Genomic DNA, 24,624 nt, shown 5'->3' with positions numbered 1-24,624 from the left:
TGGAGGGAAATAAGAATGCGTGTGAATATTACTCTAGCATGTACAGAATGCGGAGATCGTAACTATATCTCAAAGAAAAACAAACGTAACAACGCTGAGCGTATCGAGCTTAAAAAGTATTGCAAGCGTGACAAGAAGTCTACGTTACACCGTGAAACAAAGTAAGCAGTAGGAATATTTTCCTACTGTTTCTTTTTTTATTCGATTCCTCTCTTAAAAGTGATACACTATCATCGTAGAGCAAAGTATCACTGTGAGGGGGAAAATGTGTGAGAGAAGAGAAACTACGTTTACGTAAACAAATAATAGAGCACATGAATTCTTTATCAAAAGAACGGTATACAACTTTATCAGAGCAAATTGCATTTTCGTTGTATGCACAAAAAGAGTGGACTGAAGCTAAAACAATTGGAATCACTCTTTCAATGGAAAATGAAGTGAATACATATTCTATTATCGAAAAAGCTTGGGAAGAAGGAAAGAAAGTTGTTGTTCCGAAGTGTAATAAAGAAACAAGAACAATGTCCTTTAGGCAAATTAGTAATTTTGATCAATTGGAAACAGTGTATATGAATTTACGTGAGCCAATTCCAGCGCTTACGGAAGAAGTGAATGCAGATGAAATTGACCTTCAAATTGTACCAGGTGTAGCTTATACAGAGCGAGGAGAACGGATTGGATATGGTGGTGGCTATTATGATCGTTATCTCATGCATTATAAAGGGAAAACGCTATCATTAGCTTATAGTTTTCAAATGGTAGACCATATTCCAATAGAGCCGTTTGATAAAAATGTAGAAAAAATTATTACAGAAAAAGGAACAATGGTTAAAAATGGGCTTGTATAGACAAATAAAAATTGACGAGACTTTTTCTTCTTGATTATAATAAAATATGTGAACGTTTTCTTATTATAATTTTTTATAGTAAGTGAGCATAGAGGGTGATGAAATGTTATCTATATATGATATTCAGCAATTGCTAAAGAAATTTGGTACGATTATTTATACGGGAGATCGAATTGCAGATTTACAATTAATGCAAGATGAATTGCGTGAATTAAATCAATCACAGCTAATCGATTCACAAGACTATCAAACAGCTTTATTTTTATTGAAGCAAGAAATTCAAAAAGAGCTAAATAAGAATTAGATAAAGGTAGGTAAGTAACATGGAAGAGAAATGGTTAGTTGGTGTTGACCTTGGTGGTACAACGATTAAATTAGCATTTATTAATGTATACGGTGAAATTTTACATAAGTGGGAAATCCCTACGAATACAAATGAGCAAGGAAAACATATTACACTTGATGTAGCGAAAGCTATTGATAAAAAGTTAGAAGAGTTAGGCGAATTAAAAAGTAAGTTAATCGGTATTGGTATGGGAGCTCCTGGCCCTGTACACGTGGCGTCTGGAATGATTTATGAAGCGGTTAACTTAGGATGGAAGAACTATCCGTTAAAAGATTTATTAGAAGTAGAAACAGGATTACCTGTTGTGATTGATAATGATGCGAACTTAGCAGCGCTTGGTGAAATGTGGAAAGGTGCTGGTGAAGGAGCAAAAGATTTAATTTGTATGACGCTTGGCACTGGTGTTGGCGGCGGTGTAATTGCCAATGGAGAGATTGTACACGGCGTAAGCGGTGCTGCTGGTGAAATCGGACACATTACAGTCGTTACAGAGAATGCTTTCCCATGTAATTGCGGGAAGTCTGGTTGCCTAGAAACTGTAGCATCTGCAACAGGTATTGTGCGTGTTGCTATGCAAAAAATACAAGAGACTGATAAAGAAAGTATTTTACGTTCTATGTTAGCAGAAGAAGGACGTATCACATCAAAAGACGTATTTGAAGCACATGGACAAGGTGATGAACTAGCAGGCGAAGTAGTAGAAAAGGTAGCTTCTTATTTAGGATTAGCTGTAGCGAACCTTTCTAGCACGTTGAACCCAGAGAAAATCGTTATTGGCGGAGGCGTTTCTAAAGCTGGAGATGCACTTTTAGAACCAATTCAACGCTATTTTGAGCAATATGCTTTCTCACGTGCTGTAAAGAGCACGAAGTTAGCTATTGCAACACTTGGTAATGATGCAGGTGTTATCGGAGGAGCTTGGCTTGTAAAAAAGCACAAATACGAAGCGAAGATGATATAAGTTGTGAAGTATGAAAAGAGGAAGGAGAAACCCTTCCTCTTTTTGTGCGAAATCTTGATGAAGACGAGCATGTAAATGAATTAAGCTGCTGGTGGGTACCCGTTATATAGAACAGTCATGATTGTAAACCATCCGAAAACGAGTACAGTTGCAAGTGCAAAGCCGCCCGCGAGAAAATTCTTTTCGCGAAGTGTTCTAAGCGTAGCAAATACAGCTAACAGAGTGACAAGCGTAAAAATAATAACAAGGCCCATACAATATCCTCCTCTGTCTACCCATTCCTTAATATGAGTTTTTGGAATATTTACTCTTTTATATTGTACATGTTTTAAAAATGATTGTCGAGATAGCATCCTTTCTTTTCCTAAGAGAAAAAAATGTTGTATCATTGAAAGTAAGTTTAATAATTGGAGGAGATTTTCATATGAAATGGATACAAATGCCATTAGGCCCATTACAAACAAATGCTTATATTTTAACGAATGAGCAAAATGAGTGTATTATCTTTGATCCTGGTCACGAAGGAGAGAAGCTCGTTACATATTTACAAGAAGAACAATTAAAGCCACTGGCTGTTTTATTAACACATGCTCACTTTGATCATATTGGTGCTGTTGATGCGGTAAGAGACGCTTTTCATATTCCTGTGTACGTACATAAAGAAGAAGCAGATTGGTTAGGCGATGCAACTGTAAATGGTTCTCAAATCTTTATGATGAATCGCAGCATTACAGCAAAACCAGCAGATCATATTATTGATGCAGAAGGTGCATTAGCAATTGGTTCATTTAACTTTGAAATTTTTGAGACACCAGGACATTCTCCAGGCAGTATTTCTTATTACTGTAAAGAGGCGAATGCTGTATTTTCTGGAGATGTATTATTCCAAATGAGTATTGGAAGAACAGATTTACCTGGTGGAAGTTTTGCAGAGTTGATTGGAAGTATTGAAGAGAAATTATTTGTATTACCTGATGAAACAGCGGTGTTATGTGGACATGGTCCAGAAACAAGCATTGGTTTTGAAAAAGAAAATAATCCATTTTTACAGTAAGGAGCTAGTATGGGGATGGAGCTCATTTTAAAAGAATGGATGGAAAAAGAAAAGGATTATTCAATTTCATACAGTACATATATGAACCTCGCATTATATGCAGAGGAATATGGATATTATATGAAAGAACGTGAAAAAATAGGAAGACAAGGGGATTTTTTTACAAGTAGCAACGTATCCTCTGTGTTTGCAAAAACTTTTGCTAAGTTTTTTGTTCGTCTTGTTGAAAATGGTGAAGTTGCTCCACATATTTGTGAGATTGGTGGGGGGACAGGAAGGTTTGCCTATGATGTTTTACAAGAATGGAAGCAATTATCACCGGAAACCTTTATTGATTTAAACTATTCGATAATTGAAATGAGCCCTTTTCATAGAAAATTGCAGCAAAAGACTCTTTGTTCCTTTTCTAATGTGTCATATTATACGTCGCATAGTGAAATGGGAGAATCGTTCGAGGGGATTCTTTTTTCGAATGAGTTATTTGATGCATTTCCTGTTGAAGTAATTGAGAAGAGAAATGGAATATTGTATGAAGTACGTGTTACGTACACAGAGGAAGGGAAACTTGCAGAAGTATGTAGGCCGTTACATAAAAGAATTGGTCGATACTTATTGAAATATAATATTCATCTCGCTGAAGGCCAGCGTTTTGAAGTGCCAATTGCGATGGAAGAATATATAAAAGAAATTGCGAAATGGTTTCAACGAGGTGTATGTATTACAGTTGATTATGGATATACAAAAGAAGAATGGATGCATCCTGCACATCAAGAAGGTAGCTTACGAGGATATTACGAGCATAAGTTAATTCGTAATCCTTTAGCGTATCCAGGTGAAATGGATCTTACTACTCATATTCATTGGGACGAACTGAAAGAAATGTTTAGCCTGCAAGGTATGAATATGGTATGGCATAAGAAACAATCTGAGTTTTTGTTAGCAGCAGGAATACTAGAGCTGCTTACGAATCATCAAGATCAGGATCCTTTTTCTGAAATTCAAAAACAAAATCGTGCAGTTCATTCTATGATTTTGAGCGGAGGATTAGGGAGTGCATGTGATGTTGTTATACATACGAAACATATGCAACAGTTACACTTGGATCGGTATTTGAAAATATAAAAAACAAGACACAGCATAGTTCTGTGTCTTGTTTTTTAATACGACTTATGTAGCATCATATATTTCCTCTCATGATATATATTTATATTAAAGATATGAGATGAAAAATATAAAATACGTCCTTTTTCTCTGTCTATGAGTCCCTAACCCAATAATACGCGAACGAGTTGAATAATTGTCTCGTTTTCTACTTTGTAATAAATTTCCAATCCTTTTCTTTCACTTGAAACGATTTTAGCACTTTTTAACTTTGCTAAATGCTGTGAAATTGTAGATTGTGGCATGTTTAAGCCAGTGTACATTGTAGAAACGTTGCTTGGACCGCGTTCAATTAATCCTTTTACAATACATAAGCGAACAGGATGAGCAAGTACTTTCAATAATTCTGCATTGCTTTCATATAGTTCTATTTCTTTTTGAAAGGTTTCTAACATGTTCTTTTCCACCTCCGTGTGAGCTGTTATACCATACTATACATACCAAAAAATTAAAGAAAAGAAAACAGTTGTTGCAGAAAAACATTCCTAAAGTAAAGAAATTGTAAGAAAAGAGACCCTGATGTAAATAAAGTAGATAATTTAGCACGGTTTTGTAAAATGACATTTTTGGGTGAAAATTTCGATGCGTTTTAAAAATTGAAAGATATAGATATATTTGTAACACAATTTTATCATGATTTTCTTATTCTTTCAAATGAATATACGAAATTTTTAAAATAATATGACAAAGGAATTATAATGTTATATATAGAATATAAAACAGGTTAAAAGAAAAGAAGCCGAATGTAGTCAGCTTCTTTATGGTGAAAATGAAATGTTTGAATATAGCTGATAAATCTTAGAATTACCAAGACGTTAGTTATGTATTCTAGATTTCATCTTTCATCAATTTTAAAAATCTGTGGTTCCATATATTTTCATAAAAATCAATTGTCTCTTTTGCGGACATAAACGGATTATTTAACGTAGAGGTTGCTTTCTGGAACATGAAGTTTTCGTACCCTAGTCCATGGGCAAATTTAATCGTGGTATCCATACAGTACTCTGTTTGGGCACCACAAAATTCAATACGGTGTACAGATAATTGATCTAAAATCTCTTTTAAGTTTGTGTTATAAAATGAATTGGCATGTGTCTTTCTTACAAAAAAATCTTGTTCTTGAACATCTAAATCAGCATGAATAGCCCAAAGTTCTTTTTCGGGTACTAAATCATCATCACAATGTTGAACGAAAAGAATTGGTTTATTTGATTTTCTGTATGAAGAAATTCTTTTATTTACTTTTGTAAGTAAGTTTTGTAAGTCAAATAAATGTTCTTCGCTATAACATACTCCATTTTGTAGATCGATAACGATTAAAATATCTGCACAAGTATCCATTATTTTTGCCCCTTTTTTACTTCTTAATATATCAATTAATTCATTACTTGGAAATGGATGTACTCTTTCTTTTTTTATGAACTATACGAAAAGTAAAAAGTATAATCGAAAACATAAAAAGAAGATATGAAAATTTAATTTCATATCTTCTTTTCGCTCTATGCATTTACAGGTTCTTCTACATAAGAAAGGGCGTTTTCAAAATCGGATATTAAATCGTCAACATTTTCAAGACCGACGGATAGCCGAAGTAATGAATTTGAAATCCCTCTTTCATCACGAGCTTCTTGCGATAGTGCTGCATGTGACATTTTAGCTGGGTAGGAAAGGATCGATTCGACAGCCCCTAAACTAACCGCAAAGACAGGTAATTTTACTTTTGATAAAAATTGGCGAAGTGCGTCTTCTGATTGTAAAGTGAAAGATAGGACAGCTCCTGCTGATGTAGCTTGAGATTGTTGAATGTTAAATCCAAGATGTGTTTGTAATCCTGGATAATAGACATTTTGAACTTTAGCGTGCTCTTGTAAATAGTGTGCAATTTTATTGGCATTAGCAGCTGAATGCTCAAGACGTACATGCAATGTTTTTAGACCACGAAGTACGAGAGAACAATCTTGCGGGCCTAGAATAGCGCCGAATGAATTTTGTAAAAAGCCAAGTTTTTGAGCGAGATCGGTATCTTTTACAACTGCTAATCCGGCAGTAACATCACTATGACCGGCAATGAATTTTGTGGCACTATGAAGAACGACATCAGCGCCAAGGTCAAGTGGTTTCTGGAATAGTGGTGTCAAAAATGTATTATCAACAAAAGTAAGGGCGCCAATAGATTTTGCAAGTTTAGAAACAGCACGAATATCTGTCACTTTTAAAAGTGGATTGGAAGGTGTTTCTACATAAAAGAGTTTTGTATTTGGCTTAATGTTTTGCTTTATTTCTTCTAAATTGGTCATATCAACAAATGTATGTGAAACACCGTAACGGGAGAGAACTTCAGTTATCATTCGATAAGTTCCTCCGTATACGTCTTCTGAAATGAGTACGTGATCACCTTGTGAAAGGAGGAGGAATGCAGTAGAAATCGCTGCAATTCCTGATGCGAAGGCAAATCCTTTTGTTCCGCCTTCTAATAAAGCAATGATGTCTTCAAGAGCTTCACGAGTTGGATTGCCTGACCTGCTATAGTCATATTTCCCGAACGTATCTACATCAAATTGGTGAAATGTTGATGTGTTATAGATGGGAACGTTAACAGCTCCTGTTTGCGAGTCATGTTTATATTGGTTGTGCAGTAAGAGTGTATCTATAGAATAACTCATATTCTTACACCTTCTTTTACAAGTTTAATGGCTTGCTGTAAGTCTTGAATTAAATCGTTACTATTTTCAATACCAACGGAAAATCGAAGAAGACGATTACATACACCGTTTGCTGTTCTAATTTCTTCAGGAATATCAGCGTGTGTTTGTGTTGCTGGATATGTCATTAAACTTTCAACACCACCGAGACTTTCGGCAAATGTAATTAAGGATAAAGATTGTAAGAATGGATTAATCCATGTTTCATCTTTCAGACGAAACGAGATCATGCCGCCTCTTCCAGGATAAAATACATCTGTTACCCCATCCTCATTATTTAAATAAGCAACAACTGCTTTTGCATTTTCTTCATGTTGTCTCATGCGAAGCGCTAACGTTTTCATACCACGGATTAATAGCCATGAGTCAAATGGACTTAAGACCGCACCAGAGGCATTATGATAATGAGCGATTTCCTCACAAAGTTCCTTTCCTTTTGCAACGACAAGTCCGCTTAGTACATCGTTATGACCACCTAAATATTTCGTTGCACTATGAAGTACGATATCGGCACCTTCTGTTAATGGCTGCTGTATATAAGGTGTGTAGAATGTGTTGTCTACAATAAGAAGTAGTCCGTGTCTTTTCGCTACAGTTGCAACAGCGGCAATATCGGTAACTTGCATTAATGGATTAGTTGGAGTTTCTATGAAAATAGCCTTCGTTTTCGTTGTGATGGCTTGCTCAATTTGTTTAATAGATTGTGTATTTACGTATCTACATCGAACGTTCCACTTTTTTTCGTGCTCAGAAAATAATCGATAAGTGCCACCGTATAAATCTTCAGAAACAATAAGTTCGTCTCCAGAGCGGAATAGGGAAAGGACAAGAAGAACGGCTGCCATCCCTGAACTACAGGCATAACCTTGTTCGCCGCACTCTAAGTCTGCGATTGCCTGTTCTAATAGGCCGCGCGTTGGATTTCCAGTTCGTGAATAATCAAATCCAGTAGATTTACCGATTCCTTCGTGACGATAAGCAGTTGAAAAATAAACAGGTGGATTAACAGTTCCTGTTGTAGTTTCACTCCGGTTTCCGATTTGCGCTAATTTTGTTTCGATAGTTGACATGTGAAAATTCCTCCTTTTTAAATTGAACCATTAGTTGAATATAAAATAAAAAAGCCTTCTAAGAAGAAGGCTTTCGGTTTGAATAGAGTCTTCTTCTCATCTGTCAAATCTTTCACAATTTGCTGGAATTAGCACCTTATTAACAAATGTTAATGGTTGCTGAGGCGTCATAGGGCCAGTCCCTCTACCTCTCTAGATAAGAATGTTCGTATGAAATTTTATTATGTTTTTAACTTTACAACAAAAGATAATTGAATTGCAACTTTATTTTAAATAATTTTTATTTTTCCGCAAGTGTCATTGACTTTTGTATTTGTGCGTGCTAAATTTATAAAAAAATTAACAAACATTGTTAAAAGGGGAACGCATTTCCTTTTAGCTACATAAATAAAATAATAAAGACAAACTCTTATTGAGAGCGGTGGAGGGAAAGGCCCTGTGAAACCCGGCAACCTTCAAACGAAATGTTTGAAACGGTGCTAATACCTGCAAAACGAATGTTTTGCATAATAAGAGGAGGATCGATTATGTCCCCCTCTTCAAAGTGAAGAGGGGGGTTTTTATATTGATAGAAATGAGGGAGATTTGTGAAATTACTAGATTTATTATCAAAAGGAATTGTAATAGGTGATGGTGCGGTTGGGACGTTATTACATTCACATGGTTTGCAAAGTAGTTTTGAAGAATTGAATATATCTGATCCAGATTTAATTATATCGATTCATAAGCAATATGTAGCGGCTGGGGCAGATGTGATTCAAACAAATACGTACGGAGCAAATGAAGCGAAATTACGTATGTATGGATTAGAAAATCAAGTTACTGAAATTAATAGAGCGGCAGTAAAATTGGCGAAAGCATCTGTTACAGACAGAAATGCAATTTTAGGCACAATTGGTGGTATGAAACATATCGGGGCGGTTACGACAACTGATATGGAGCGAGAATTTATGTTACTGGAACAGGCAAGTGCATTATTAGAAGAACAGGTTGATGGACTGCTATTAGAGACTTTTTATGATGAGTTTGAATTACTTCATGCTGTCCAGGTGTTACGAAAAGAAACAAATATTCCAATTGTAGCGCAATTGGCGTTACATGAGGCGGGTACGACTCAAAATGGAAATGATGTAAATGAAATATTAAAACAACTTTTAGATTACGGTGCAAATGTTGTTGGATTGAACTGCCAACTAGGGCCACTTCATATGACGGAAGCTTTTAAAATGATATCGATTCCGAAAAATGGTTACTTGTCAGCATATCCAAATGCAGGTCTCCCAAATTATGTAGAGGGACGATACGTATATGAGGGAAGTCCAGCTTATTTTGAAGCGATGACACCGAAATTTATTGAGCAAGGTATTCGGTTATTGGGCGGTTGTTGTGGCACGACTCCAGAGCATATTGAAAGTATGAAACGTGCTACTCTAAATGTTACGCCTGTAATAGAAAAGGATACGGTTCAAAGACCGAAAGTAGTTCATACACATGAGAAACGTTCAAAAGCTCATGTCACTTTAGCAGAGAAAGCAAAAAAACAAACGACCGTAGTAGTGGAATTAGATCCACCAAAAACGTTAGATACGCAGCGGTTTTTTGAAGGCGCAAGAGCATTGAAAAGAGCTGGAGCAGATGCTATTACTCTAGCAGATAATTCATTAGCATCGCCCCGTATCTCGAATATGGCAATGGGAGCATTATTAACGAAGCATGATATTCCGGTATTGACGCACTTAACATGTAGAGACCATAACGTCATCGGACTACAATCTCATTTACTAGGATTATCAGCGTTAGGCATGGAAGAAGTGTTAGCTTTAACTGGAGATCCAGCGCGCGTTGGTGATTTTCCAGGTGCCACTTCTGTATATGATTTGTCCTCTATCGAGCTCATTAAAATGATTAAAGAAATGAACGATGGGCGTTCCGTTTTAGGGAAATCCATTGGACCGGCAACAAGGTTTTCTGTGGGCGGTGCATTTAACCCGCATGTAAGACATTTAAAAGCAGCGGTTAAGCGAATGGAACGGAAAATAGATGCTGGAGCAGAATATTTCTTAACGCAGCCAATCTATGATATCGCGTTAATTGAAGAAGTGTATGAAGCGACAAAGCATTTAGAACAACCTATTTTTATTGGAATTATGCCATTAATAAGTAAACGGAATGCAGATTTTCTTCATTTTGAGGTGCCAGGTATTACTTTACCTGAAGCAGTAAGAGAGAGAATGGATGGACATGAAACGAAAGAGACAGCAATTGAGGAAGGGATTCGTATTTCTCAAGAATTGATCGATGCGGCGATGAAATACTTTAACGGCATTTATCTTATTACACCATTTTTAAAATATGAAATTACAGAACATCTTGTTAAATATGTGAGAGAAAAGCAAGAAGTGAAAGAAGGTATTAATTGATGAAATGTATAGAAGAAAAATTACAAAATAACATCTTACTATTAGATGGTGCAATGGGAACGATGATCCAGCAAGAGGATTTAACTGCGGAAGATTTCGGAGGAGAGGAGTACGAAGGGTGTAATGAGTATTTAGTAGAAACAAGACCAGATGTTATTTTAAAGATTCATAAAGCCTATATTGAAGCTGGAGCGGATATTATTGAAACAAATACATTTGGGGCAACCAATATTGTACTAAGTGATTATGAGTTATCTCATTTAGACGAGGAGCTAAATGAGAAGGCAGCGCGTTTAGCGAAGCAAGCAGTCGAAGAAAGCGGGAAGGAAATATATGTTGCGGGAGCAATGGGACCGACAACGAAAGCGATTAGTGTTACTGGTGGTGTAACGTTTGAAGAATTAATTGAAGCTTATACACGGCAGGCAAGAGGATTGTTGAAAGGAGAAGTGGATGTATTACTCGTTGAGACGAGTCAAGATATGCGTAACGTGAAGGCTGCTTATATTGGAATTCAAGCGGCTTTTGATGAACTAAATACAGTTGTACCTATCATGATTTCGGGAACGATTGAACCGATGGGAACGACTCTAGCTGGGCAAACAATTGAGGCTTTTTACTTATCGGTAGAACATATGAAGCCATTATCTGTTGGATTAAACTGTGCGACTGGTCCGGAGTTTATGAGAGACCATATTCGTTCTCTATCTGATTTATCGGAGTGTTACATTTCTTGTTATCCAAATGCAGGTCTTCCTGATGAAGATGGACATTATCATGAATCTCCATCCTCGCTTGCCGAGAAAGTGAAGCGATTTGCAGAAGAAGGATGGGTTAATATTATCGGTGGTTGTTGTGGTACAACACCAGAACATATAAAAGCAATGAAATCCGCATTAACGTCTCTTAAACCTCGTGAACAGCAAGAGAGAGCGGGACATGGGGTTAGTGGATTAGAGGCACTGCAATATGATGACTCCATGAGACCGTTATTTGTTGGTGAAAGAACAAATGTTATTGGATCACGTAAATTTAAAAGATTAGTAGCAGAAGGGAAATTTGAAGAGGCTGCTGAAATCGCTAGAGCGCAAGTGAAGAAAAATGCTCATATTATTGATATTTGTATGGCAGACCCGGACCGCGATGAAATAGAAGATATGGAAAACTTCTTGGCAGAAGTTACGAAAGTGTTAAAAGTACCGATTATGATTGACTCAACAGATGAACATGTGATGGAGCGAGCTCTTACTTATATTCAAGGGAAAGCTGTTATTAATTCAATTAATTTAGAAGATGGAGAAGAGCGATTTGAAAAAGTGACACCGCTTCTTCGTAAATATGGTGCTGCAATTGTAGTTGGAACAATCGATGAAGATGGAATGGCAGTAAGTGCGGAAAGAAAACTAGAAATTGCGAAAAGAAGTTATGAGTTATTGACGACGAAATATGGTATACGCCCATCAGATATTATTTTTGATGCACTTGTATTTCCTGTAGGGACAGGTGATGAAGAGTATATTGGCTCGGCGGCTGCGACGATAGAAGGGATTCGCCTTATTAAAGAAGCATTACCAGAGTGTTTAACGATTTTAGGTGTAAGTAACATATCATTTGGTTTACCACCAGCTGGTCGCGAAGTGTTAAATTCCGTCTTTTTATATCATGCAACGAAAGCAGGGTTAGATTACGCGATTGTAAATACGGAAAAATTAGAGCGCTATGCGTCAATTCCTGATGAAGAAAAACGCCTTGCAGATGCATTGCTTTTTGAAACGACGCAAGAGACGTTGGAAAAATTTACAAACTTCTATCGCGTGGCAAAAAAGAAAGATGTTGTTGTCCAAGAAACATTAACACTTGATGAAAGGCTCGCAAATTACATTGTAGAAGGTACGAAACAAGGTTTACACGAAGATTTAAGTCTCGCACTTACAGAAGGAAGAAAACCTTTGGATATTATTAATGGCCCACTTATGACAGGAATGGATGAGGTAGGACGATTATTTAATAATAATGAGCTTATCGTTGCTGAAGTATTGCAAAGTGCTGAAAGTATGAAAGCTGCTGTAAGTTATTTAGAGCCACATATGGAATCTAGCGATAGTGCGAAAAAAGGGAAAGTATTATTAGCAACTGTAAAAGGTGATGTGCATGATATTGGGAAAAATCTCGTTGAAATTATTTTAGCAAATAACGGATATGAGATTATTAATTTAGGAATTAATGTTCGCTCAGATCGAATTGTGCAAGAAGTACAAGAAAAGAAGCCTGATATTATAGGTCTTTCTGGTTTATTAGTAAAATCGGCTCAACAAATGGTAACGACTGCTGAAGATTTAAAAGCGGCGGATATTGATATTCCAATTGTTGTAGGCGGGGCAGCGTTAACGAGAAAGTTTACAGATAATCGCATTTCGCCATCTTATAAAGGGCTCGTATGTTATGCGAGTGATGCGATGACGGGGCTGGATATTATTAATAAGCTTCAAAAAGAAGAAGAGCGTGAGAAGATGAAGCAGGATAAAAAAGAACGTCATCTTCATATCGTAACAAAAGAAGAGAAGAAAGTAGAAATTCCAGCAGTAATTGAACCATTACCAAAATCAGAGGTTATGGTACCTGATTCAACAAAACGAATTGTATTAAGAGATGTTCCTGTTTCACATCTCGCGCCATTTCTAAATAGACAAATGCTGCTTGGACATCACCTTGGCCTAAAGGGAAGTGTGAAGAAACTTTTGCGAGAGGGAGATAAAAGAGCGCATGAATTAAATGATTTAATAGATGAATTATTGCAGGAAGGACAATCTTGGTTAAAACCGAAAGCAGTGTATCAATTTTTCCCAGCACAAAGCGACGGACAGAATATTGTAATATATGATCCAGAAGATCATACGCGTATTATAGAGCGTTTCACATTCCCAAGACAAGGAAAAGCACCATATCGTACTTTAGGTGACTATTTACGCCCAGTTGGAGATGAGATGGACTATGTTGCTTTCCTATCTGTTACGGTTGGAGAAGGTGTTCGTGACATTGCTGAAGAGTGGAAGGCGAAAGGTGATTATTTACGCAGTCATGCTATTCAATCGTTAGCGCTTGAACTAGCAGAAGGACTTGCTGAAAAAACACATATGCTCATTCGCGATCGCTGGGGGATTCCAGATTCGCCAGAATTGACGATGGAAGAACGCTTCCGTACGAAATATAGAGGGATACGAGTGTCCTTCGGTTATCCAGCATGTCCAGAACTCGCAGATCAAGAAAAGTTATTTCGCTTAATTCATCCAGAGGAAATAGGTATTTCATTAACGGAAGGATTTATGATGGAGCCAGAAGCGTCTGTAACGGCTATGGTATTTTCTCACCCCGAGGCAAGATATTTTAGTGTATTATAGTCTAGAAGGGGGAGACGTATGAAAAAAATAGTCTTTACAGGTGGCGGTTCGGCAGGGCATGTAACACCTAATTTAGCCATCATTCCACATTTACAAGAACAAAATTGGGATATTTCTTATATTGGTTCTCATCAAGGAATTGAGAAAACGATTATAGAAAAGGAAGGCATTCCGTACTATAGTATTGCGAGCGGAAAGCTACGCCGTTATTTTGATTTAAAAAATATAAAAGATCCTTTTCTTGTGATGAAGGGTGTTATGGATGCGTATGTAAGGATTCGAAAACTAAAACCAGATGTAATTTTTTCAAAAGGTGGTTTCGTATCTGTACCAGTCGTAATTGGAGGATGGTTAAACAGGGTACCAGTTTTATTACATGAATCTGATATGACGCCAGGACTAGCAAACAAAATTGCGCTCCGTTTCGCTTCAAAAATATTTGTTACATTTGAAGAAGCTGCGAAACATTTACCGAAAGAAAAAGTAATTTATACAGGATCTCCTGTACGTGAAGAAGTACTAAAGGGAAATCGTGAAAAAGGTTTAGCATTTTTAGGTTTTTCACGTAAAAAGCCAGTTATTACAATTATGGGAGGAAGTTTGGGCGCAAAAAAAATTAATGAAACGGTTCGAGAAGCGTTACCAGAACTTCTGAAAAAATATCAAATTGTTCACCTTTGCGGAAAAGGTAATCTTGATGATAGTTTACAAAATAAAGAAGGATATAAACAATTTGAGTATGTACACGGAGAACTGCCAGATATATTAGCCATAACAGATTTTGTTATTTCACGTGCGGGGTCCAACGCTATTTTTGAGTTTTTAACATTGCAAAAGCCGATGGTTTTAATTCCACTATCGAAATTTGCAAGTCGTGGAGATCAAATACTAAATGCAGAGTCTTTTGAGAGACAAGGATATGCTTCCGTATTGTATGAAGAAGATGTGACTGTGAAATCTCTTATAAAGCATGTCGAAGAATTAAATCAAAATAATGAAGTGTATAGAACAGCTCTAAAAAAATATAATGGAAAAGAAGCAATTCAAACAATCATTCAACATATTTCAGAGGCATGATGAAACAATCATGCCTCTTTTAGTAGGATGAAAGATTCCAAGAAACGGTGTTTTTATGTTACAATAGCAAATGGATTAGTAGGGAAATTCCAATTAATGAAGCGTGAAAATACGAATGGATTAGGAGTGACTGTGTTGGAGCTAAGTCTCTATGAAAATACTGCACTTATTATATGCTTTGTGTTGTACGTTGGTAGTGTTATTGTTTATATTTCAAGGAAGTTTTCGCAAGAAAGAGAGCTTGAAAAATCAGAGATAACAGCTGAACTAGAAATGTTAGCTGATGAAAGTTATAAAAAGCAAAAAATAAAAGAAGATCATGAAGCATCCCATCATTTAAACGCAAATAAGTTTTAAAGATGGGGATTTTTTTTGAAGTCGTTTTTTATTATATAGCAAGTAACGCTAAAAAGGAGTTTCCCGTATATAAAGAAGGGGTGTATATAAATGAATTTTTATATCGCTTCAGGATTCCAAAATAAACATCTTGTACGTTCTGTAGCAAATGAACTGAAATATGCAGGATGGCACCATACATATGATTGGACAAGAAACGAAAGAGCTGTGAATCAAGAGCAATTAAGAGAAATTGGTCAGGCAGAAAAGAATGCTATTAAAGAAGCGGATATATTTTTACTTATATTAGATGGCGGAAACGGGAGCCATACAGAGTTTGGAATGGCGATCGCGTTAGAGAAAAATATATATGTATATCATGAAGGAAATCCGCTCCAAACAACGTTCTATCATTTGCCAGAAATAAATATTTTTGAAGGAGATGCAGCAGAATTTGCATCTTATGTTATGAATCATGTGAAATAATAGTAACTATCTAAAAGGTTATAAAAGTGATCTTTTGGGTACAGTGATGATAAGAAACATATATAAAGGAGTACATAATATGAAATTAGAAAATGGATGGGAAACGAGCTTTTTAGAAGTCGTACAAAATAGCGAATTTAAGAAAGAGGCACTTCTTAGCCAATTACTTTTTGCAGATAGTGAAGAAGTTGAGGAGCTTGTAGATGATTATGGTTATGAAGAAATTATTGACCGCGAACATGATGATGAATTAGCTGATATTTTAGGAGAAGAACTTTTTAGTGAGATGGAACGACACGTATTCTTATCTTCACAGTCAGAAGAAAAACTTATTTCATTCGTAAATGGATTAGGTTTTCATGTGTTAGATTGGATCGTTCTTCTTGAAACAGAATTTGGCATCGATAGTGCACACTTTACGTCGGATGCTGTGAAAATGTTAGAAAAGCGTTTCAGACAATTTCCATACATAGAAGATAAAACAATTTTTGACATGACATTTGGAGAAGCAATGGATGTATTAGAGTCTATTACAGGATTACAACTGAAAGAAAAGATGAACGTATAATGTAAAAAAAGAACGTGATCACCTCACGTTCTTTTTTTACATTATAATAATTTTATCATCTAGTTTCGTTTGTCCGCTAAGAAGTGCGTTTAAATATTCCACTTTTCTTATACAGGCTTGTATATGTCTTTCAACCTCTTGTAACTCTGCTTGGTGATGCGTTTCAATAGGATGAATTTGTACGTTGAATTTTTCAAATTGACTACTATATGTTATTTCTGCATAGCCGCTCATAATATCTGTTTCGTTATGAAATAAAAATTGCTTCGTTTTGTCACAGAATGATACATTCTGAAAGCCATATACTTTTAATGCTTCAATTACTTTTTTTATCATTTTTGTATTCATTTTTTTTAACCCTCTTTACGAAGTTCTACTTATACATTATAACATAAAAAATTACATAGAAAGCGCTTCCAAGTGTATTTTATTATAAACTTTACGTTTCAATCACAAAAATGAAACAAAGAAAAAATAATTGTAAAGAAGGAAGGACTCTTTTATTGTTTCGTCATATATATAGAGAAATAGTGCAATGAAAGGAAATTTTCCGAGGTGGAGATCGTATTTCCAATTTGAGCGCAGTAAAAGAGGTGAAGATCTTGAACTTTGATATTGTAGGACAAAAAGCATATATAAAAGATGGACCGCATCGGAACCGAATTGGAATTGTAAAGAAAAACGAGACAAAATTAGAATCGCAGTTTGCTATTGTAATTGGAGAACAAATCATTGAGGTAGAGCTAAAAGATATCGTGTTAGTTGGAGTAGACGTAGGACAATTTCATAAATGGTGCGAACAAAATGGTTATTTGTGAAAAGGACGGGCTGTGAGATAATGAAGTATATGTGAGGAAAGAGAATATGTTATTGTATTCTCTTTTTCTATGTGTAAGGAGACGGAGATGAAGTATACAGAAAGAGATTTTACATTGGAGTTAAAAGAGAACATTCAATGCATGGAGAAGGAAATAGAGAGAATAGCATTTAAACTTTTTAAAGATTATTCACATTTGTACATAGAAAAAAACATGGAATTATTTATAGAACTCATCAGAGATAAAGAAAATCCTTTTGAAACAGGATATTCTTCATCAATTTCGATAGCTGTATTAGATGAAGAAGGAAAGATGATTGAATTTTATACAGTTCCTATCTGGGAATGTTGTAGTTATTTTTTAGGAGTACCGCTTCAAATAAGGTTTTGGGGAAATAAGTTAAGTGGTGAACTTGTTGATGAATCTTATTGTGAGATAGAGGAGGAGTTAAAGGAGCGGTTGGAAGAATTTTTACAGTTTGCAGATGAGGAATAATAGTTAATCTGTAGTTTATAATTAATAGTTATTAAAAAAATGAAAAACGGTGTAATTTCTTTATATCTGTACATAGTGTTTGAAACAATATGTTATGCCTTATGTATAAAAGATAAAGAGGAAGATGAAAAGAACTAAAAAAGGACGCTAACCGTTTTGTTAGCGTCCTTTTCATTATGAAGCAATTTCACCAGTTTTTGTATCATCTTGATTGTACGTATCTTGATCTAATTCACCAAGCCATTTACTAGAAATAAGACCTGCTGTCATAGAACCACTTACGTTAAGAGCTGTACGCCCCATATCGATTAATGGTTCAACTGAGATAACAAGAGCGACAATACCGATTGGTAAGTTCATTGTAGATAGTACGATTAACGCTGCGAATGTTGCACCGCCACCAACGCCGGCAACACCGAATGAGCTAATAGCAACGACAGCGATTAAAGTTAAAATAAATTGTGGTTGTAATGGATCAATTCCTACAGTTGGAGCGACCATCATTGCAAGCATTGCTGGATAAATACCTGCGCAACCGTTTTGTCCGATAGATACTCCAAATGAGGCTGCGAAGTTTGCAATCCCTTCAGAAATACCAAGTTTTTCTTTTTGAGCTTCAATATTTAATGGCATTGCACCAGCACTAGAGCGAGATGTGAATGCAAATGTTAATACAGGGAACACCTTTTTCAAATATTGAATTGGATTTAAACCAGATAGAGCAATTAATAATAAGTGGATAACGAACATTACGATAAGTGCCACGTAAGACGCTAACACGAAGTTACCAAGTTTTAAAATAGCATTTATGTCGCTACCAGCAACTGTTTTTGCCATAAGAGCTAATACGCCGTATGGAGTAAGACGTAAAATTAATGTTACCATACGCATTACAATTGCATATACAGCATCAAGCATTTTCTTAAATAGCTCTGCTTGTTCTGGATATTTTCGTTTTACACCTATAAAGGCGATGCCGATAAAGGCTGCAAATATTACAACAGAAATTGTTGATGTTGGACGAGCGCCTGTTAAATCAAGAAATGGATTTGTAGGCAATAGTTCTAATAATTTATCTGGAATTGTTGTTTTTTCAATAGAAGTAAATCTTTCTTCAACTAGCTTCAGACGAGCAGATTCTGCATCACCTTGTTGCAGACCAGTTGCAGATACATCAAATCCTGCACTTGCAGCGATACCGACAGCTGCAGCAATTCCTGTAGTCAGAATTAAAATTCCGATAATAAGACCACTAATTTTACCAAGGTTTTTCGTTAACTGTAATTTTGTAAATGCTGAAATAATAGATACTAAAATAAGTGGCATAACGATCATTTGAAGTAACTTCACATAACCGTTACCGATTAAGCCAAACCAAGTATTTGATTCAATAATTACTTTAGAAGTTGGCTCATAAATAAATTGTAATATAAGGCCGAAGATAATTCCGACTCCTAAAGCGGTAAATACACGTTTATTAAAAGATACATGCTTACGTTGCATATAATATAATACGCCAACTAAAATGAGCATGACTGCAACGTTAATTCCGACAAGCAGTGTATTCATGATGATTCCCCCTAATTCCAATCTGTTATATAGAATATAAATCAATAAAACCTATAAGTCAACTAGGGAATTCCGGAATTAAAAAAAAGATGGCAAAATGCCATCTTTTAATGTCCAGCCCCAGGGACAAGTAAAAATGTCGTGTAGTATGTAAATCCTATGAAGAAAACAGTTAAATATGCCCCGAATACGTATATATACATACGCTCTGTTAAATTTAAATAGCTTAAAAGTACGAAGAATCCTGTTTGTCCTAAAAATAGTAGTGCGGCCTGTTGCATATCCCCTACGTAAAACATAACCGAGAAAATTCCAGTCCAAAAGCCGAGAACGCGAAACATGCGCTCCATGCCATCTCCCTCCTTTTCTAAAAAAAGTAAACCTCACTTCATTATAGTTTATTTTTCTTACTATTGTAAATATTCGTTCATATAAAAAGAAGCCAATTATAATTGGCTTCTTTTTATATGAGAAATTAAATTGTTAGTTTATAATTACAAGATTTACATCCATCTAGTAAACTATCATTTCGTGTTAATTCCGTGTTAGGGAATAGGATTTCAAAAATCCCTTTCATCATATCCCCGTGCATATTACAAATTTCAGTTGGGTGATGGACAGCAACTTCTTTAAATGGACAATTGTGTACATCATAGAAAATTTTCGTTCCATCTGCACTTAATTCAAATGCAGGTGATAAGCCAGCTGTCGAAAAGGCTTCTTTTGCAATTTGAATTTTTTGTTCAACTGTTAAGGCATCTTCACTCACATTTAAACGCTGCATATGTTGTTGCATTAATTCGGCCCCGAATTGTTTCCCTGTTTCGTAGAGCGCTTTTTCACCAGCAGCACCAAGGCTAAGTAAAGAATTAAACGCGATTCTTGCTAACAATTGATAGTCACGGAATGGGAATTGTAATTGGATAACATCTTCAGATAATACATATAATCTGCTTGGTCGTCCGCCTTTTCCAGTTTTCTTCGTTTCAGATTTCAGCATATGAACATCTTCTAATTTAGATAAATGTAAACGCGCTACGTTTGGATGAATGTCAAACTCATCAGCAATTTCTTGTACAGTTACGTAACTATGTTTTTGAGAAATATATTTATAAATGTAATAACGAGTTGGGTCAGCTAAAACACCTGTAATTTTTAAAGCTTGTTCCATGAGGATCTCCACCTTTATCACTTTATCCAAGATAATAACATTATAATACAGATAAACATGGGTATAGGTAATTTTAGACAATAATTCGGAAATTGTTCATAATTTCACAAACATATTTTTCCTTTTCCATCTAGTGAAAATGCAAAAATACCGATTTTTCAGATGGATTTCTTCATGCTATATACATAGTGAGGAGGGAAAAATGATGAATGGAATTGAAAGCTTTGCGAATACGATTTTGAAAGAGGCGTGTAGGGTACAAGCTTCGGATTTACATATTGTGCCCCGGAAGAAGGATGTAGTGATTCAACTACGCATAGGGAAAGATTTAATGACGAAACAATACATTGAAAAGGAATTTGGAGAAAAACTTGTTTCACACTTTAAATTTTTAGCATCCATGGATATAGGGGAGAGGCGGAAGCCACAAAATGGTTCACTGTATTTACAAATGGATGGACAGGAAGTGTATTTACGTCTTTCCACGCTTCCAACTGTATATCAAGAAAGTCTCGTTATTCGTCTTCATTTACAAGCATCTATTCAGCCGTTATCTCATCTTTCGTTATTTCCAAGTACAGCGAAGAAACTACTTTCTTTTTTACATTATTCCCATGGGTTACTCGTATTTACTGGACCGACTGGATCGGGGAAGACAACAACAATGTATGCATTATTAGAGGTAATTAGAAAAAAGAAAACACGCCGCATCGTTACACTGGAAGATCCAGTTGAAAAAAGAAATGACGATGTATTACAAATTCAAATAAATGAAAAAGCAGGTATCACATATGAGGCGGGACTAAAGGCTATTTTGCGTCATGATCCAGATGTTATTTTAGTGGGTGAAATTCGTGATGAAGAAACAGCAAAAATCGCTATAAGAGCAAGTTTGACTGGCCATTTAGTAATGACGACACTGCATACGAATGATGCGAAAGGAGCAATACTTCGGTTTATGGACTTTGGCATAACAAGGCAAGAGATTGAACAATCTTTATTGGCTATAGCTGCACAGCGACTTGTTGAATTGAAGTGTCCGTTTTGTAAAAGAAAGTGCTCAACTGTATGTAAATCAATGAGGCAAGTAAGGCAAGCGAGTATTTATGAGTTGTTATATGGATATGAGTTAAAACAAGCGATTAAAGAAGCAAACGGGGAATGTGTCACGTACAAGCATGAGACATTAGAGTCTTCGTTGCGAAAAGGATACGCTTTAGGATTTTTAGAAGAGGATGTTTATGTTTAAGAAAATATGGAGTTTAAGTGATCAAGTAATATTACTGAAACGATTAGGAGAACTATTAGAAAAAGGATACTCTCTTTTGCAGGCATTAGAATTTTTACGGTTTCAATTACCTTTAGAAAAGAAAGTACAATTGCAGCGCATGATTGATGGATTAAAAAATGGAAAAAGTCTACACGATTCTTTTCATCAATTAAAGTTTCATCAGGAGATGTTAAGCTATTTATTTTATGCCGAGCAACATGGTGATATTTCTTTTGCGTTGCAACAAGGGAGTGCACTTCTTTATAAAAAGGATAAGTATAGGAAAGATATGATGAAAATAATGCAGTATCCTATGTTTTTGGCGTTCTTTTTAATAATCATGATTTTGATTTTTAACCGCATTTTATTACCACAAGTTGACATGGTATATAGTTCATTTGGTTCTACAGCACCGTTATTCACAGAACAAATATTAAGTACAATTAAGCTACTACCCTATCTTATTTTTAGCACTATTTTTATTGTTATGGTGGGTTGTAGTGTATATATATTGTACTTTCGGAAACTCCCGCATATGAAGCGAGTAAAAATTATGCTTCGTATCCCCCTCGTAAAAACATTTCTTATTTTAAAGCATTCGCATTATTTCGCTACTCAATTGAGCAGCTTATTACACGGAGGACTATCAGTACTTGAGGCTCTAACAATAATGATGGAGCAAAAGTATCAGCCGTTCTTTCAGTATGAAGCGGGCCGAGTTAAACACCAATTAATTGCGGGAGAACCGTTGCAATCTATTATTGCTAAAAGCGGATATTATGAGGAAGAACTTTCTTATATTATTACACATGGTCAAGCAAACGGTAATTTGGCGATTGAATTAGGTGATTATAGTGATCTGATTATGGAAAAGATGGAGCAAAAAATTAAACGTATGTTAGTGATTATTCAACCGATTTTATTTACGTGTATTGGAGCAATAGTTGTTCTTATGTATTTAGCGATGATTATGCCAATGTTTCAAATGATGAATTCTATATAGGAGGCATTTACATGCAGAATGAGGAAGGGTTTACCCTTTTAGAAATGTTATTAGTTATGGTCGTCATCACTGTATTATTACTATTAATTATTCCAAATGTAGTTACGCAGCGCTCATCCGTCGAAGGAAAAGGATGTAAAGCCTATGTGAAATCTATAGAAGCGCAAATACAAGTATATCAACTACAACATAATAAAATTCCCTCGCTAAAAGAGCTAATTGATGGGAAATATATTACAAAGGATGAGTGTCCGAATGGTGAAGCTATTCATATTTCCAATGATGGCACGGTAACAAGTGGGAAACTGTGAAGCAAAAAGGTTTTACACTTTTAGAAATGCTACTCGTTTTATTTGCTATTTCTGTATTAAGTATGGTCACGTATTTTCATGTACATTCATTATACGAAAAACAAAAAATCGAACAATTTTTAAGACAGTTTTCAAATGATATTTTGTATATGCAACAATTAGCTATAAACCGTCAAAAACACTATACATTACGATGGCATAAAGATAGACATATGTATTATATAGGGGAATCGAGTACGGATCATTCTATCATTAAAAGAGAATATGATAGCGATATACAATTGGATTTGAATACTTTTCCAAATCCGATGACATATAATCCGAGTGGAAATATTAATAGAGGTGGCACGATTTTACTTTCGTATCGAAGTTATAAATATGAGATTGTATTCCAGCTTGGAAGAGGGAGATTTACGTATCGTGAAATGTCAAAAAGGGTCAGTGATGGCTGAAATGCTTGTAGCATTAAGTATAGTAATGATGATGGTATCTTTACTACTTCCGCAAACAGTATTGATTATGCAAGAACGAAAAAACATACAAATTCGTTATAAGGCATTTGTATTATTAAAAAAAGAAGCAGCTTTATATATGTATGAGAATGAGGCAAAACAACAGAAAGAAAAAGTCATAAATGGAAATGTATATTACACATATTGGGGAGGAAATGAAGTTTGTGCGATGTGGAAAGATGTGAAAGGAAAAATGATGGAACAATGCTTTTATGCGGGAGAAAAAATGAATTAGAAGTTGGATTTACATTAATTGAAATGATTGTATGTTTTTTTCTGTTATCACTTTTCTTTTTACTCTTACCACGTTTAAGCTTTATTGGAATAGAAAACAAGCAATCAAAAGGGTTAAATAATTGGGAATGGGATGTGTTTGTAGGACAAGTACAGTTAGAGTTTCGTGAAGTATCATTTGTGGAAAAAATAGTTCCTGAAAATAGAGAGAGTATGTTGCGCTTCCGTCTTCGCACTGGAGATGAAGTGACGTATGAAAAATTGAATAATCACCTTATAAGAAAAGTGAACATGCGCGGAAGAGAAGTTATATTACAAAATGTTGAAATGGTTTCGTATGAAGTAACACCTCATTTGCTCTTTATCAATGTGAAAGATAGGAGCGGGAAAAAATATGAAGGTGTAGCTATAAGGTATAGCGAAATGGGAATACATGTATGATAAAACAAGATGGATTTACGATGCCAGGAACAATCATTTTTCTTATATTATTAACTTCGTTCTTTATATACGAAACGAATATGTTGCTTATAGATAAAAAATTTTATATTGAAATAGAGCAAAAGTTTGTACTGGAGGAAATACTAAATCAATCTATTACAAATATAAAAAAAGACTTACGGCAAAAAGAAAAGGAAGATAATTTTTTCTTTTCATATGAAAAGGGCGAAGCGAGTGGAAATTACGTATTTGAAAACGACGTTATTCTCGTTTCATTGCAGTGCAAAATAAAACAGGAAGTTTTCTATAAAGTAAGCTTTCGGTATAGAAAAAAAGATGAGAAAATATTCGATTGGATAGAAGGATAGTATGT

At 35.4% G+C, this 24,624-nt stretch carries 30 protein-coding genes and 2 riboswitches; of the genes, 21 read left to right on the top strand and 9 right to left on the bottom strand.

What is annotated here, in order from left to right:
- Positions 1–15: 15 nt before the first annotated feature.
- The 4 genes from rpmG (at position 16) to glcK (ending at position 2,155) form a co-directional block, all read left to right on the top strand.
- Positions 16–165: a 50S ribosomal protein L33 gene (rpmG, locus tag EGX95_RS20130; protein WP_001265616.1), complete on the top strand. Its 150-nt coding sequence runs from the start codon at positions 16–18 to the stop codon at positions 163–165.
- Between the two features lie 104 nt (positions 166–269).
- On the top strand, positions 270–848 hold the full coding sequence (locus tag EGX95_RS20125) for a 5-formyltetrahydrofolate cyclo-ligase (protein WP_001206420.1): 579 nt from the start codon (positions 270–272) through the stop codon (positions 846–848).
- 103 nt (positions 849–951) lie between these two features.
- Complete coding sequence (locus EGX95_RS20120) at positions 952–1,152, top strand: YqgQ family protein (protein WP_000949156.1); 201 nt, start codon at positions 952–954, stop codon at positions 1,150–1,152.
- 19 nt (positions 1,153–1,171) lie between these two features.
- Complete coding sequence (gene glcK / locus EGX95_RS20115) at positions 1,172–2,155, top strand: glucokinase (RefSeq protein WP_000391706.1); 984 nt, start codon at positions 1,172–1,174, stop codon at positions 2,153–2,155.
- A gap of 80 nt (positions 2,156–2,235) precedes the next feature.
- On the opposite strand, the gene EGX95_RS20110 is transcribed toward glcK, so the two are convergent.
- On the bottom strand, positions 2,236–2,409 hold the full coding sequence (locus EGX95_RS20110) for a DUF2759 domain-containing protein (protein ID WP_000524854.1): 174 nt from the start codon (positions 2,407–2,409) through the stop codon (positions 2,236–2,238).
- A gap of 170 nt (positions 2,410–2,579) precedes the next feature.
- Here EGX95_RS20110 and EGX95_RS20105 point away from each other — a divergent pair, with 170 nt between their 5' ends.
- Together EGX95_RS20105 and EGX95_RS20100 are read left to right on the top strand one after the other, a co-directional pair.
- On the top strand, positions 2,580–3,209 hold the full coding sequence (locus EGX95_RS20105; RefSeq protein ID WP_000871248.1) for an MBL fold metallo-hydrolase: 630 nt from the start codon (positions 2,580–2,582) through the stop codon (positions 3,207–3,209).
- Between the two features lie 9 nt (positions 3,210–3,218).
- Positions 3,219–4,331 carry a class I SAM-dependent methyltransferase gene (locus EGX95_RS20100; RefSeq protein ID WP_000525122.1) on the top strand — a complete coding sequence of 371 codons (1,113 nt, stop codon included), beginning with the start codon at positions 3,219–3,221 and terminating at the stop codon, positions 4,329–4,331.
- 143 nt (positions 4,332–4,474) lie between these two features.
- On the opposite strand, the gene EGX95_RS20095 is transcribed toward EGX95_RS20100, so the two are convergent.
- From EGX95_RS20095 to metI, 4 genes are all read right to left on the bottom strand, one after another.
- Positions 4,475–4,765, bottom strand: coding sequence for an ArsR/SmtB family transcription factor (locus EGX95_RS20095; RefSeq protein ID WP_000894375.1), 291 nt, complete (start codon positions 4,763–4,765; stop codon positions 4,475–4,477).
- A gap of 433 nt (positions 4,766–5,198) precedes the next feature.
- On the bottom strand, positions 5,199–5,711 hold the full coding sequence (locus EGX95_RS20090; RefSeq protein WP_000379160.1) for a cysteine hydrolase family protein: 513 nt from the start codon (positions 5,709–5,711) through the stop codon (positions 5,199–5,201).
- 158 nt (positions 5,712–5,869) lie between these two features.
- Positions 5,870–7,033, bottom strand: a complete 1,164-nt coding sequence (gene metC, locus EGX95_RS20085; RefSeq protein WP_000122291.1) for a cystathionine beta-lyase — start codon at positions 7,031–7,033, stop codon at positions 5,870–5,872.
- Complete coding sequence (gene metI / locus EGX95_RS20080; RefSeq protein WP_000103877.1) at positions 7,030–8,142, bottom strand: cystathionine gamma-synthase/O-acetylhomoserine thiolyase; 1,113 nt, start codon at positions 8,140–8,142, stop codon at positions 7,030–7,032. Before metI ends, metC begins: the two co-directional genes overlap by 4 nt.
- Positions 8,143–8,235: 93 nt before the next feature.
- Positions 8,236–8,345, bottom strand: a riboswitch (SAM riboswitch).
- A gap of 203 nt (positions 8,346–8,548) precedes the next feature.
- A riboswitch (SAM riboswitch) is annotated at positions 8,549–8,658 on the top strand.
- Positions 8,659–8,729: 71 nt separating this feature from the next.
- On the opposite strand from metI, the gene EGX95_RS20075 reads away from it, so the two are divergent.
- From EGX95_RS20075 to EGX95_RS20050, 6 genes are all read left to right on the top strand, one after another.
- On the top strand, positions 8,730–10,562 hold the full coding sequence (locus tag EGX95_RS20075; RefSeq protein WP_000770335.1) for a bifunctional homocysteine S-methyltransferase/methylenetetrahydrofolate reductase: 1,833 nt from the start codon (positions 8,730–8,732) through the stop codon (positions 10,560–10,562).
- Entirely contained in the window at positions 10,562–13,960 is a 3,399-nt protein-coding gene (gene metH, locus EGX95_RS20070; RefSeq protein ID WP_000649709.1) for a methionine synthase, read from the top strand. Before EGX95_RS20075 ends, metH begins: the two co-directional genes overlap by 1 nt.
- Positions 13,961–13,978: 18 nt before the next feature.
- Positions 13,979–15,037 carry an undecaprenyldiphospho-muramoylpentapeptide beta-N-acetylglucosaminyltransferase gene (gene murG / locus EGX95_RS20065; RefSeq protein WP_000724749.1) on the top strand — a complete coding sequence of 353 codons (1,059 nt, stop codon included), beginning with the start codon at positions 13,979–13,981 and terminating at the stop codon, positions 15,035–15,037.
- Positions 15,038–15,133: 96 nt separating this feature from the next.
- Positions 15,134–15,394: a DUF3966 domain-containing protein gene (locus EGX95_RS20060; protein ID WP_000817964.1), complete on the top strand. Its 261-nt coding sequence runs from the start codon at positions 15,134–15,136 to the stop codon at positions 15,392–15,394.
- Between the two features lie 90 nt (positions 15,395–15,484).
- Positions 15,485–15,859, top strand: a complete 375-nt coding sequence (locus EGX95_RS20055; protein WP_001012348.1) for a nucleoside 2-deoxyribosyltransferase — start codon at positions 15,485–15,487, stop codon at positions 15,857–15,859.
- A 79-nt stretch (positions 15,860–15,938) separates the two neighbouring features.
- A complete protein-coding gene (locus tag EGX95_RS20050; RefSeq protein WP_000764271.1) occupies positions 15,939–16,427 on the top strand; it encodes a hypothetical protein in 489 nt (162 codons plus the stop codon).
- 36 nt (positions 16,428–16,463) lie between these two features.
- Here the strand turns inward: EGX95_RS20050 and EGX95_RS20045 are convergent, their stop codons facing one another.
- Positions 16,464–16,775 (bottom strand): hypothetical protein, encoded by a 312-nt coding sequence (locus EGX95_RS20045; RefSeq protein WP_001093243.1) that lies wholly within the window; start codon positions 16,773–16,775, stop codon positions 16,464–16,466.
- A gap of 254 nt (positions 16,776–17,029) precedes the next feature.
- On the opposite strand from EGX95_RS20045, the gene EGX95_RS20040 reads away from it, so the two are divergent.
- Together EGX95_RS20040 and EGX95_RS20035 are read left to right on the top strand one after the other, a co-directional pair.
- Positions 17,030–17,245, top strand: a complete 216-nt coding sequence (locus EGX95_RS20040) for a DUF3912 family protein (RefSeq protein WP_001008331.1) — start codon at positions 17,030–17,032, stop codon at positions 17,243–17,245.
- A gap of 87 nt (positions 17,246–17,332) precedes the next feature.
- On the top strand, positions 17,333–17,740 hold the full coding sequence (locus EGX95_RS20035; protein ID WP_000877911.1) for a hypothetical protein: 408 nt from the start codon (positions 17,333–17,335) through the stop codon (positions 17,738–17,740).
- 174 nt (positions 17,741–17,914) lie between these two features.
- Here EGX95_RS20035 and EGX95_RS20030 read toward each other — a convergent pair whose 3' ends face one another.
- The 3 genes from EGX95_RS20030 to EGX95_RS20020 form a co-directional block, all read right to left on the bottom strand.
- Complete coding sequence (locus EGX95_RS20030; RefSeq protein WP_001094339.1) at positions 17,915–19,309, bottom strand: L-cystine transporter; 1,395 nt, start codon at positions 19,307–19,309, stop codon at positions 17,915–17,917.
- A 107-nt stretch (positions 19,310–19,416) separates the two neighbouring features.
- Entirely contained in the window at positions 19,417–19,659 is a 243-nt protein-coding gene (locus EGX95_RS20025; RefSeq protein ID WP_000440719.1) for a DUF2626 domain-containing protein, read from the bottom strand.
- A gap of 125 nt (positions 19,660–19,784) precedes the next feature.
- Positions 19,785–20,480, bottom strand: coding sequence for a helix-turn-helix transcriptional regulator (locus EGX95_RS20020; RefSeq protein ID WP_000434105.1), 696 nt, complete (start codon positions 20,478–20,480; stop codon positions 19,785–19,787).
- A gap of 205 nt (positions 20,481–20,685) precedes the next feature.
- Between EGX95_RS20020 and comGA the strand changes: the two genes are divergently transcribed.
- The 7 genes from comGA to comGG are packed head-to-tail and all read left to right on the top strand — an operon-like array spanning position 20,686 to position 24,619.
- Positions 20,686–21,729 carry a competence protein ComGA gene (comGA, locus tag EGX95_RS20015; protein WP_001013206.1) on the top strand — a complete coding sequence of 348 codons (1,044 nt, stop codon included), beginning with the start codon at positions 20,686–20,688 and terminating at the stop codon, positions 21,727–21,729.
- Positions 21,722–22,753: a competence type IV pilus assembly protein ComGB gene (gene comGB / locus EGX95_RS20010; RefSeq protein WP_000473553.1), complete on the top strand. Its 1,032-nt coding sequence runs from the start codon at positions 21,722–21,724 to the stop codon at positions 22,751–22,753. The genes comGA and comGB overlap by 8 nt, the downstream gene beginning before the upstream one ends.
- A gap of 11 nt (positions 22,754–22,764) precedes the next feature.
- Positions 22,765–23,064 carry a competence type IV pilus major pilin ComGC gene (gene comGC, locus EGX95_RS20005; protein ID WP_001178694.1) on the top strand — a complete coding sequence of 100 codons (300 nt, stop codon included), beginning with the start codon at positions 22,765–22,767 and terminating at the stop codon, positions 23,062–23,064.
- The gene (comGD, locus tag EGX95_RS20000) at positions 23,061–23,516 is read left to right on the top strand and encodes a comG operon protein ComGD (RefSeq protein ID WP_000810387.1); all 456 of its coding nucleotides are present in this window, start codon (positions 23,061–23,063) and stop codon (positions 23,514–23,516) included. The genes comGC and comGD overlap by 4 nt, the downstream gene beginning before the upstream one ends.
- The gene (gene comGE / locus EGX95_RS19995) at positions 23,509–23,811 is read left to right on the top strand and encodes a competence type IV pilus minor pilin ComGE (protein ID WP_000829518.1); all 303 of its coding nucleotides are present in this window, start codon (positions 23,509–23,511) and stop codon (positions 23,809–23,811) included. The genes comGD and comGE overlap by 8 nt, the downstream gene beginning before the upstream one ends.
- Positions 23,781–24,251: a competence type IV pilus minor pilin ComGF gene (gene comGF / locus EGX95_RS19990; protein ID WP_000923058.1), complete on the top strand. Its 471-nt coding sequence runs from the start codon at positions 23,781–23,783 to the stop codon at positions 24,249–24,251. The genes comGE and comGF overlap by 31 nt, the downstream gene beginning before the upstream one ends.
- On the top strand, positions 24,248–24,619 hold the full coding sequence (gene comGG / locus EGX95_RS19985; protein ID WP_000595194.1) for a competence type IV pilus minor pilin ComGG: 372 nt from the start codon (positions 24,248–24,250) through the stop codon (positions 24,617–24,619). The genes comGF and comGG overlap by 4 nt, the downstream gene beginning before the upstream one ends.
- Positions 24,620–24,624: the final 5 nt, after the last annotated feature.

It is taken from the genome of Bacillus sp. FDAARGOS_527 (assembly GCF_003812125.1).
Classification (GTDB): domain Bacteria; phylum Bacillota; class Bacilli; order Bacillales; family Bacillaceae_G; genus Bacillus_A; species Bacillus_A paranthracis.
This window is presented reverse-complemented; position numbering and strand designations above follow the sequence as displayed.

Bases quoted from the DNA above. Each gene is read 5' to 3' on its own strand.
- comGA (WP_001013206.1), top strand. From the start codon at position 20,686: ATGAATGGAATTGAAAGCTTTGCGAATACGATTTTGAAAGAGGCGTGT.
- EGX95_RS20090 (WP_000379160.1), bottom strand. From the start codon at position 5,711: ATGGATACTTGTGCAGATATTTTAATCGTTATCGATCTACAAAATGGA.
- metC (WP_000122291.1), bottom strand. From the start codon at position 7,033: ATGAGTTATTCTATAGATACACTCTTACTGCACAACCAATATAAACAT.
- EGX95_RS20095 (WP_000894375.1), bottom strand. From the start codon at position 4,765: ATGTTAGAAACCTTTCAAAAAGAAATAGAACTATATGAAAGCAATGCA.
- metH (WP_000649709.1), top strand. From the start codon at position 10,562: ATGAAATGTATAGAAGAAAAATTACAAAATAACATCTTACTATTAGAT.
- EGX95_RS20100 (WP_000525122.1), top strand. From the start codon at position 3,219: ATGGGGATGGAGCTCATTTTAAAAGAATGGATGGAAAAAGAAAAGGAT.
- murG (WP_000724749.1), top strand. From the start codon at position 13,979: ATGAAAAAAATAGTCTTTACAGGTGGCGGTTCGGCAGGGCATGTAACA.
- EGX95_RS20060 (WP_000817964.1), top strand. From the start codon at position 15,134: ATGAAGCGTGAAAATACGAATGGATTAGGAGTGACTGTGTTGGAGCTA.
- EGX95_RS20045 (WP_001093243.1), bottom strand. From the start codon at position 16,775: ATGAATACAAAAATGATAAAAAAAGTAATTGAAGCATTAAAAGTATAT.
- comGG (WP_000595194.1), top strand. From the start codon at position 24,248: ATGATAAAACAAGATGGATTTACGATGCCAGGAACAATCATTTTTCTT.
- metI (WP_000103877.1), bottom strand. From the start codon at position 8,142: ATGTCAACTATCGAAACAAAATTAGCGCAAATCGGAAACCGGAGTGAA.
- glcK (WP_000391706.1), top strand. From the start codon at position 1,172: ATGGAAGAGAAATGGTTAGTTGGTGTTGACCTTGGTGGTACAACGATT.
- rpmG (WP_001265616.1), top strand. From the start codon at position 16: ATGCGTGTGAATATTACTCTAGCATGTACAGAATGCGGAGATCGTAAC.
- comGF (WP_000923058.1), top strand. From the start codon at position 23,781: ATGCTTTTATGCGGGAGAAAAAATGAATTAGAAGTTGGATTTACATTA.
- comGE (WP_000829518.1), top strand. From the start codon at position 23,509: ATGGCTGAAATGCTTGTAGCATTAAGTATAGTAATGATGATGGTATCT.
- comGC (WP_001178694.1), top strand. From the start codon at position 22,765: ATGCAGAATGAGGAAGGGTTTACCCTTTTAGAAATGTTATTAGTTATG.
- EGX95_RS20120 (WP_000949156.1), top strand. From the start codon at position 952: ATGTTATCTATATATGATATTCAGCAATTGCTAAAGAAATTTGGTACG.
- EGX95_RS20105 (WP_000871248.1), top strand. From the start codon at position 2,580: ATGAAATGGATACAAATGCCATTAGGCCCATTACAAACAAATGCTTAT.
- EGX95_RS20035 (WP_000877911.1), top strand. From the start codon at position 17,333: ATGAAGTATACAGAAAGAGATTTTACATTGGAGTTAAAAGAGAACATT.
- EGX95_RS20110 (WP_000524854.1), bottom strand. From the start codon at position 2,409: ATGGGCCTTGTTATTATTTTTACGCTTGTCACTCTGTTAGCTGTATTT.
- comGB (WP_000473553.1), top strand. From the start codon at position 21,722: ATGTTTAAGAAAATATGGAGTTTAAGTGATCAAGTAATATTACTGAAA.
- EGX95_RS20025 (WP_000440719.1), bottom strand. From the start codon at position 19,659: ATGGAGCGCATGTTTCGCGTTCTCGGCTTTTGGACTGGAATTTTCTCG.
- EGX95_RS20050 (WP_000764271.1), top strand. From the start codon at position 15,939: ATGAAATTAGAAAATGGATGGGAAACGAGCTTTTTAGAAGTCGTACAA.
- EGX95_RS20055 (WP_001012348.1), top strand. From the start codon at position 15,485: ATGAATTTTTATATCGCTTCAGGATTCCAAAATAAACATCTTGTACGT.
- EGX95_RS20030 (WP_001094339.1), bottom strand. From the start codon at position 19,309: ATGAATACACTGCTTGTCGGAATTAACGTTGCAGTCATGCTCATTTTA.
- EGX95_RS20020 (WP_000434105.1), bottom strand. From the start codon at position 20,480: ATGGAACAAGCTTTAAAAATTACAGGTGTTTTAGCTGACCCAACTCGT.